At 71.4% G+C, this 7,573-nt stretch carries 7 protein-coding genes and 1 pseudogene; 1 reads left to right on the top strand and 7 read right to left on the bottom strand.

All coding sequences use genetic code 11. The annotated features are described in order from the left end of the window. Positions 1 to 228 (top strand): annotated as a pseudogene (locus RIF89_RS09100) (mannitol-1-phosphate 5-dehydrogenase); the annotation flags it as partial. Between the two features lie 60 nt (positions 229 to 288). Here the strand turns inward: RIF89_RS09100 and RIF89_RS09105 are convergent. From RIF89_RS09105 to RIF89_RS09135, 7 genes are all read right to left on the bottom strand, one after another. Then, complete coding sequence (locus tag RIF89_RS09105) at positions 289 to 933, bottom strand: TetR family transcriptional regulator C-terminal domain-containing protein (protein ID WP_309068804.1); 645 nt, start codon at positions 931 to 933, stop codon at positions 289 to 291. A gap of 36 nt (positions 934 to 969) precedes the next feature. After that, positions 970 to 2,253, bottom strand: coding sequence for an aspartate aminotransferase family protein (locus RIF89_RS09110; protein WP_309068805.1), 1,284 nt, complete (start codon positions 2,251 to 2,253; stop codon positions 970 to 972). Further along, positions 2,250 to 3,311 (bottom strand): phosphotransferase, encoded by a 1,062-nt coding sequence (locus tag RIF89_RS09115; RefSeq protein ID WP_309068806.1) that lies wholly within the window; start codon positions 3,309 to 3,311, stop codon positions 2,250 to 2,252. Before RIF89_RS09115 ends, RIF89_RS09110 begins: the two co-directional genes overlap by 4 nt. A 91-nt stretch (positions 3,312 to 3,402) precedes the next feature. Continuing rightward, positions 3,403 to 4,179, bottom strand: coding sequence for an SDR family oxidoreductase (locus RIF89_RS09120; protein ID WP_309068807.1), 777 nt, complete (start codon positions 4,177 to 4,179; stop codon positions 3,403 to 3,405). Further along, positions 4,176 to 5,642, bottom strand: a complete 1,467-nt coding sequence (locus RIF89_RS09125; protein ID WP_309068808.1) for an APC family permease — start codon at positions 5,640 to 5,642, stop codon at positions 4,176 to 4,178. The genes RIF89_RS09120 and RIF89_RS09125 overlap by 4 nt, the downstream gene beginning before the upstream one ends. A 96-nt stretch (positions 5,643 to 5,738) precedes the next feature. After that, on the bottom strand, positions 5,739 to 6,770 hold the full coding sequence (locus RIF89_RS09130; protein ID WP_309068809.1) for an ABC transporter permease: 1,032 nt from the start codon (positions 6,768 to 6,770) through the stop codon (positions 5,739 to 5,741). Between the two features lie 17 nt (positions 6,771 to 6,787). After that, positions 6,788 to 7,573: ATP-binding cassette domain-containing protein (locus tag RIF89_RS09135; protein WP_309068810.1), on the bottom strand; the 786-nt coding region annotated here is incomplete at its 5' end.

A 7,573-nucleotide genomic window follows, 5' to 3' on the forward strand; every position in this document is an offset into this window, starting at 1 on the left:
CCGGCTGCGGAGGCGGCCGAGCGCGGGCTGCAGGTCGATGGCCTGCTGCACGCCGTGGGCGCGCTGCTGGCGTTCGACGATCCGGAGGACGACCAGTCGGTCGACCTGCAGCGCCTGCTGCGCGAGCTCGATGCGCGGGCATTCACGTCGCAGGTGACGGGCCTCGAGCCCGAGCACCCGCTGTTCCCGCGGATCGCCGAGGTGGTCGAGCGGGCCCAGGCGCTCTGACCAGGGTCGGCGGCGCGGTCACGACCGCGTCGCCGATCGAGCCTTCCGCGCGGCGGCCCGTCAGTCGGTGACGGCCGCCGCGCGCTCGGCGAATCGCCCGCGCTCGGCACCCGCAGGCGTGAGCCACGGACCGAGAAGCGTCTGGATCACTCCCCATTGACGCGAGGGCTCCGAGATGCGCGTGCGGAGCACGTGCTCGACCTGATAGCCCGTCACGAGCGCGAGCAGAGCGTCGGTGAGGCCCTGCACGGGCGTCCCGGCGACCAGCTCGCCGTCCTCGACCGCCTGCTCGAGCGCGCGTGAGTAGGTGCGGTGCCAGTGGTCCTCGACGCTCGACTGGATCTGCGCGAAGTCCTTGTGGAACGGCACGCGGCCCCAGAAGCTGACGACGACGTGGGCCTCGTCGCTGGTCAGGGGATCCAGGGGGTGCGTCTGCTCGACCACGGCGCAGAGCGCATCTATGCCGCGCCGCGTGTCGGTCTGGGCCTGCATGCGCGCGTCCGTGCGCTCGTACATCAGCTGGAACGCGCGCAGCAGCACCTCGTCGAAGCCCTTGAAGTAGTGCCACAGCGCTCCCGCGGCCACGCCGAGCTCGCTGGCGAGCCGGCGGGTCGTCACCGCCTCGAACCCCTCGGCCGCCGCGAGCTTGACGTATGTCTCGACGATCTCCAGGCGGCGCGCTTCGCGGTCGACGATCTTGGGCATGCACTCGATTCTGCCGGACGCGGCGGCGCACCCGGCTCAGCCGTGGAACCGCGCCTCGAGGCTCTGCGCGATCGTCTCGAGCAGCAGCTCCGCGTGCTCCCGCTCGAGCGCCAGCGGCGGACGGATCTTGAACACCGAGTCGTGGCGCCCGATCCTGCTGAGCAGCACGCCGCGCTCGCGCATGTCCTCGACGAGGTCCTTGGTCGTCGCGGCGTCGGGCGTTCCGAGGGCGGCGTCCGAGAGGATCTCGAAGCCGAAGAACAGGCCCGCACCGCGCACGGGACCCAGGAGCTCGTAGGGCGCTGTGATGTCCTCGAGGCTCTCGCGGATGAACGCGCCGTTCTCGGCAGCCCGCTCGCGCAGCCCTTCGTCCTGGATGACGTCGAGCACTGCCTCCGCGGCCGCGGCCGACACCGGATTGCCCGCGAACGTGTTGAAGAACATGTTGCGCGTGCCGAACTCGTCCAGCAGCGCCTCGGTGGTGACCACGCCCGCGACCGGGTGGCCGTTGCCCATGGACTTGCCCATCGTGACGAAGTCGGGGGTGAATCCCCACTGCTGGTAGCCCCACCAGTGCGCCCCGATGCGCCCGAATCCGGGCTGCACCTCGTCCGCGATCACGAGACCGCCGGCCCGCCGGACCCGCTCTGCGGCGAGGCGCACGAAGTCCCGCGGAGGGCGCAGCACGCCCTCGGTCGTAAACAGCGTGTCGATCAGCAGCACCCCGACACCGAAGCCTGCCTCATCCAGTGACGCGATCGCGGCGTCCAGCTCGGCGAGCGCCGACCGCAGCAGGGTCTGCTCATCGGGTGCGTCCGGCGCATCCAGGTCGGGGATGCGGATCGCGCGCGCATGCGGTGCCAGCGCCTCCGCGGCGTCGAGGCCCGTCGTGACCTCCGCGAGGGTGATCGTGTTGCCGTGATAGCTGAAGTCGCTCACGATGACACCGCGGTGCCCGGTGTGCTGACGCGCGATGCGGATCGCGAGCTCGTTCGCCTCGGATCCGCTGTTCGTGAGGAACAGCCGATCCAGGCCCGGATCGAACAGCGCCAGCAGCTTCTCGGCGTAGCGCACGACCCGCTCGTTGAGGTAGCGCGTGTGGATGTTGAGGGTCGCCATCTGCTCCGCGACCGCCGCCACCACCCTCGGGTGGCTGTGTCCGACGTGCGGCACGTTGTTGTAGGCGTCCAGATAGCGGCGTCCTTGGGCGTCCGTGAGCCAGACGCCCTCTCCGCGCACCATCTCGAGCGGCGTGCGGTAGAACAGCGGCGAGTGCGGGCCCAGTGTGGCGTGTCGCCGCGCAAGCAGGTCGGTCGTCATCGTGCATCCTCTCGGGAGTGTGTCGTATGCCAGGGCAGGACGTCGCCCGTCATGTAGGCGCCGCACAGGCGGCGCGCCCAGGGCACCACCTGATCTGCGATCCAGTCGGCGGCCTCGTCGCCCGCGCGTGCGGCCGCCCAGCCGAGGTAGCTCGATCCGCGGGCGATCACGAGCGCGTCCAGCGCAGCCAGTTCGCGCCCCAGCGGACGGATCGAGGTGTACCCGTCCAGCAGCGCCGAGCGCAGTGCGGCGACGTCGTCCAGGGGCGATGCCCACCACAAGATCGTGGCGAGGTCGAACAGGTAGTACCCCTCCCCGAAGTCGTCGAAGTCGATTGCGACGTGATCTCCGTTCGCGCGGCGCAGCACGTTCTCGGGCGTCAGATCGGCGTGGATGACGCCGAAGGTGCGCGCGCTCCGCGGCACCGCCATGATGTCCCGCAACGCCTGCGCGCGGGCTCGCGCGAACAGCTCACGGTCGGCATCGTCGAGCACCTCCAGAGCCTCCGCCACGCCCCAGCGAGGCGCGTCGCCGGCCAGCCCTTCGGCGTCCCATGCCGCCCGGCGGAACCAGGACGGCGTGCCGATCCTCTCTGCCGCGTCGTGAAGTCGCGCGGCGAGGACGCCGAGGGCCGAGAACAGCTCGACGCCCGGCCTCTCACGTCCCTCGAACCAGTCCACCACGTCGCCCGTCTGCGCGGCGTCGAGCCACTCCTGCACTGAGACGCGGCGGGTATGGCCGCCATGGTCGACGACCGCGTAGGGCTCCCCCGCGCTCGTCGGCCTGACCCGCGGCACGGGGACCCCGTCGGCGGACAGCAGCGCGATCCACCGCAGCTCGCTGGCGATCTCGGCGTCGTCGCGGTATCCCGAGCGATGCACGCGCAGCGCGACGACCTCGTCGCCGACGCTCACGCGATACGTGTGGTTCTCACGGTGCTTGACGAAGTCGATGCGCGCATCGGACGGGAGCCCGAAGTGCGGCAGCGCCGCGCGAGCGAGCGCCTGGGCGGCGTCCAGGGAAAAGGGCGGCGCTCCGGCCGCGGTCTGCATCGTCATGCTCCTGCTCTCTGCTGTGTTGAGGGGGTGTTCGTGCGGTCCGTCGCGCCTCGGGCTGCGCGCACGCGAACCGCGGCCGCGGGTCTCCGCCTCACCCGTAGGCGAGCGTCGGCACGTCCACGATCGTGCTGCCGCCGTCGGCGACGATCGTGGCGCCGTGCACGTAGGTCGATGCTGGCCCGAGCAGGAAGGCGATCGTCGCCGCGATCTCGCCCGCATCGGCCGCGCGGCCGAGCGGGACGTCCCTCGTGACCAGTGCGTAGGCGCTTTCGACGTCCGGCGCGTCGCCGCGCTGCACGAGCACCGACATCTCCTCGTCCGACATGGGCGTGCGCACCCATCCGGGGCACAGCGCGTTGATGCGCACGCCGCGCCGGCCGTAGTCCCGCGCGACCGAGCGCACGAGCCCGATCAGCGCGTGCTTGCCGACCGTGTAGCCGGCGGTCTCGGGGCCGGCGGCGAGACCGGCGATCGAGGAGACGACGACGATCGCGCCCCGGGAGCGCTCGAGCTCGTCGAGGGCGGCCCGGATCGCGACGAATGCGGTCGTGAGGTTCGCCTCGAGGCTCGAGCGCCACTCGTCGTCTGTCGTGCTGCCGACGGTCGAGTACCCGTGGCCGCCTGCGTTCGCGACGAGCCCCGCGACACCGCCGAAGCGCTCGGTCGTCGAGGCGACCACGTCCGCCATGGCGACGCCATCGGCGGCGTCGGCGGTGATCGCGTGGATGCGCTCGTGCGTGGCGGCGACCGCCAGCAGCGGTTCGGCGCGCCGCCCGACGATGACGACGTCGTCGCCGGCATCCGCGAGCAGCCTGGCCGTGGCGGCGCCGATGCCGGTACCTCCCCCCGTGATGATGTGCGCCGTCATCGCAGCGGCGTCTCCACGGCGACCTCGAGGCCGACCCTGTCGAGGTCCTGATCCAGTGCCTGCCACACGCGCGGCGCGCGCGAGCGCGTGGCGTAGGCGATCACGAGGCCCGCGACGGCCGCGATCGGCAGGAGCCACGGCAGCGCGCCGATGAGCGGATCCTCCGAGCCCGCCATCATCCCGAAGTTCGCGAACGCGAGCGCCGTGACGACCCACAGCCCGATCGCGCCGATCGCGGGCAGCACGAGCGTGGTCAGCCAGCGCGGGTCGCGCCTGCGGCGGAAGTGCACGATCACCGCCACGACGGCGATCGCCTGCATCACGATGATGCCGAGCGTGCCCAGGCCGGTGAAGGCCGGCACGAGCGTCAGGATCGGATCGGCCCCGGCCACCGCGAACAGCATCGCGACGACCACCGAGAACGCGAACTGCGTGGTCGAGGCGACCACGGGCGAGCCGGTCTTCTCTCGCGTCTGCGACAGCGCACCCGGGAACACGCCGACGCGCCCCATCGCATACAGGTAGCGTGTCGCGGAGTTGTGCAGGGCGAGCAGCGCCGCGAACAGGCTGACGATGAGCAGCACCTGCATGACCGCGGTCAGCACGGGTCCGAGGTAGGTGTCGGACAGCATGAACACCAGGTCTCCGCTGGCGAGGTGCTCGAGCGCGACCTCCTGCGCGTCGCCGACTCCCATGGCGGAGACGAACGCCCACGTGGTCACGACCGCGAGCACGCCGATCGCGAGGATCGCTGCGTAGGTGGCGCGCGGGATCGTGCGCTTGGGGTCGCGCGCTTCCTCACCGAACAGACCGGTCGCCTCGAATCCGAGGAACGCGGTGCCCGCGAAGAGCAGGCCGAGGCCCATCGTGGGCCCGGCCCAGGCGGTGGGCGCCCACGCTTCGGGGGCGAAGCCCGTCTGCGCCAGGATCGCGATGTCGAGCGCGATCAGGATGATCACCTCGAGGATGAGCGCGACACCGAGGATCTTGGCCGAGAAGTCGATGCCGCTGCGCGTGAAGATCCACGCCAGCACGACCCAGCCCAGGGACCATGCCCACCACGGCGTGGAGAGCCCCGTGAAGCTCTCGAACACCACGGCGCTGAAGAACCCGGAGGTGCCGACCGCCCCGGCGACGAAGCAGTTGTAGCCGACGACCGCGATCATCGCGGCCACGAGCCCGGCCGTGCGACCGAGGCCCTTGACCACGAAGGCGTAGAAGCCGCCGGCGTTCGTCAGCTGCTTGGCCATCTGCGCGTAGCCGACGGAGAACAGCAGCAGGATCACGGTCATCACGGCGAACATGGCGGGCGTGCCGCCGCCCGAGCCGAGCGCGATCGCGAGGCTCGCGATCACGATCATGCCGGTGAGCGGCGCGACGGCCGCGAGCACGAGGAAGACGATGCCGGCGACGCCAAGGTTGCCCTTGAGCGCCGTCGACCTCGTGTCGACGGAAGTGGACATGGGTGGAACTCCTTCGTTCGGGTGGGGACGCGACTCGGGTGGGACCGTGTCTCGGGTGGTGGGGATGTGCCCGGATGCGACGCGCGGCACGCCGCGTCAGCGCGTCGGGGTGGGGGCGGTTTCCGTCTGCGCGGCTGCCTGCCGAGCCAGTCGCTCGGCGTCACGGGCGACGAGTCGTCCGCGGAGGATCTGCGTGCCCACGCTGATGGCGATGGCGAGGATCAGTGCCACGCCGCTTGCGACGCTCTGCCAGAACGTCGGCACCCCCAGCAGCGTGAGCCCGTTCGTCAGCATGCCCATGAAGAGCACTCCGACGAGCACGCCGAGCATGTTGCCGGCGCCGCCGGTGAGGGCGACGCCCCCGAGCAGCACGGCGGTCAGCACCGCGAGCTCGAACCCTGAACCCAGCTGACCGGCGGGTGCGCTGTTGAGGCGGGCCGCCGTGATCGCGCCCGCGAGACCCGCCGCGGATCCCGACACCAGATAGAGGACGAACGGGATGCGGCGGATCGCCACGCCCGACAGGTAGGCGGCCTCACGGTTCACGCCGATCGCGTACACGTGGCGTCCTGCCGGTGTGAGCGTGAGGAACGCCCCGGCCGCGAGCAGCAGCACGACGGCGATGACCGCCGGGACGGGGACGCCGGCGACCGCTCCGATCCCGAGCGCGGTGAAGCCCACATCGAAGCCGGAGACAGGAAGCGGCGCGAGCAGCTGGGCGACGCCGCGCGCGGCGGTCAGCATTCCGAGCGTGGTGATGAACGACGACAGCCCGACCACGGTGACCAGCACGGCGTTGACGAGCCCCACGAGGGCGCCTGCCACCACCGCCATCACGATCGCCAGGACGGGCGATCCGGTCTCGCGCAGCGTGATGCCCGCGGTGACGCCGCCGAGCGCGAGGGTCGAACCCACAGAGAGGTCCATGTAACCCGCGATGACGAGCATCGCGACGGGCACGGCGGCGATCGCGATCACCGACACGTCGAGGAAGACGCCGCGCAGGTTCGCGGGATTCAGCTGCGCGCCCGTCACGACCTGGACGACGACGACCATCAGCACGAGCAGCACGACCAGCGGGTTGTTGACCACGCCGTGGGTCAGGCGTGAGACGAAGGATCGGTTCATGAGCGTTCCAGACGTGATCAGGCGAGCGCGGGCTCGTGATGGATGAGGGCGAGCAGGGATTCCTCGTCGGCGCCATGCAGGGCGACGGATTCGACGACGGCGCCGTCGCGCATCACGACGCAGCGGTGCGCGAGCGCGAGGACCTCCTCGGGTTCGTTCGTGGCATAGACGACCGCCACGCGTCGCTGCGCCGCCAGCGCGCGGATGGTCTCGTAGATCTCGGCGCGCGCGCCGACGTCGACGCCCTGCGTGGGATCGTCGAGCAGCAGCACCCGCACCCGCGAGGCCGCATTGACCCATCGTCCGATCAGGATCTTCTGCTGGTTGCCTCCCGAGAACCGGGCGGCGGCGAGCTCGGGAGTGGCCGGTCGCACCGACATCGCCTCGAACGCGCGGGCGACCAGGCCGCGCTCCGCGGCGAAGTCGCGCGCGCCGAAGCGGCCGAGCGCTCCCATCGCGCGCGTGACGATGTTCTCCGCCGCCGGCAGCGTGCCGAAGAGCCCCTGTTTGGCGCGGTCACCGGGAACCAGCGCCACACCCGCGCGCAGCGCATCGTCCGGCGTGCGCAGTCGCACGGGGCGTCCGTCCACCCTCACATCGCCGTGCGAGGGCCTGCGGCCGAAAAGGGTCTCCATGAGCCGAGTGCGCCCGGAGCCGATCAGCCCGTACAGGCACACGATCTCGCCCGGCTGCACGTCGAGATCGACGGGCGCGAGCCCCTCGGCCGCGAAGCCGCGGAGACGGAGCGCGGGCTCTCCGGCATCCGGAGCGGCCGGCGGGACACGCTCGCCGTGCGCGGCACC

The organism is Microbacterium sp. (assembly GCF_031178525.1).
Taxonomy (GTDB): Bacteria; Actinomycetota; Actinomycetes; order Actinomycetales; family Microbacteriaceae; genus Microbacterium.

What these genes read in the sequence shown, in the direction of transcription:
- RIF89_RS09130 (WP_309068809.1), bottom strand. Translation starts at nt 6,770, where the DNA reads ATGAACCGATCCTTCGTCTCACGCCTGACCCACGGCGTGGTCAACAAC.
- RIF89_RS09125 (WP_309068808.1), bottom strand. Translation starts at nt 5,642, where the DNA reads ATGTCCACTTCCGTCGACACGAGGTCGACGGCGCTCAAGGGCAACCTT.
- RIF89_RS09105 (WP_309068804.1), bottom strand. Translation starts at nt 933, where the DNA reads ATGCCCAAGATCGTCGACCGCGAAGCGCGCCGCCTGGAGATCGTCGAG.
- RIF89_RS09120 (WP_309068807.1), bottom strand. Translation starts at nt 4,179, where the DNA reads ATGACGGCGCACATCATCACGGGGGGAGGTACCGGCATCGGCGCCGCC.
- RIF89_RS09110 (WP_309068805.1), bottom strand. Translation starts at nt 2,253, where the DNA reads ATGACGACCGACCTGCTTGCGCGGCGACACGCCACACTGGGCCCGCAC.
- RIF89_RS09115 (WP_309068806.1), bottom strand. Translation starts at nt 3,311, where the DNA reads ATGACGATGCAGACCGCGGCCGGAGCGCCGCCCTTTTCCCTGGACGCC.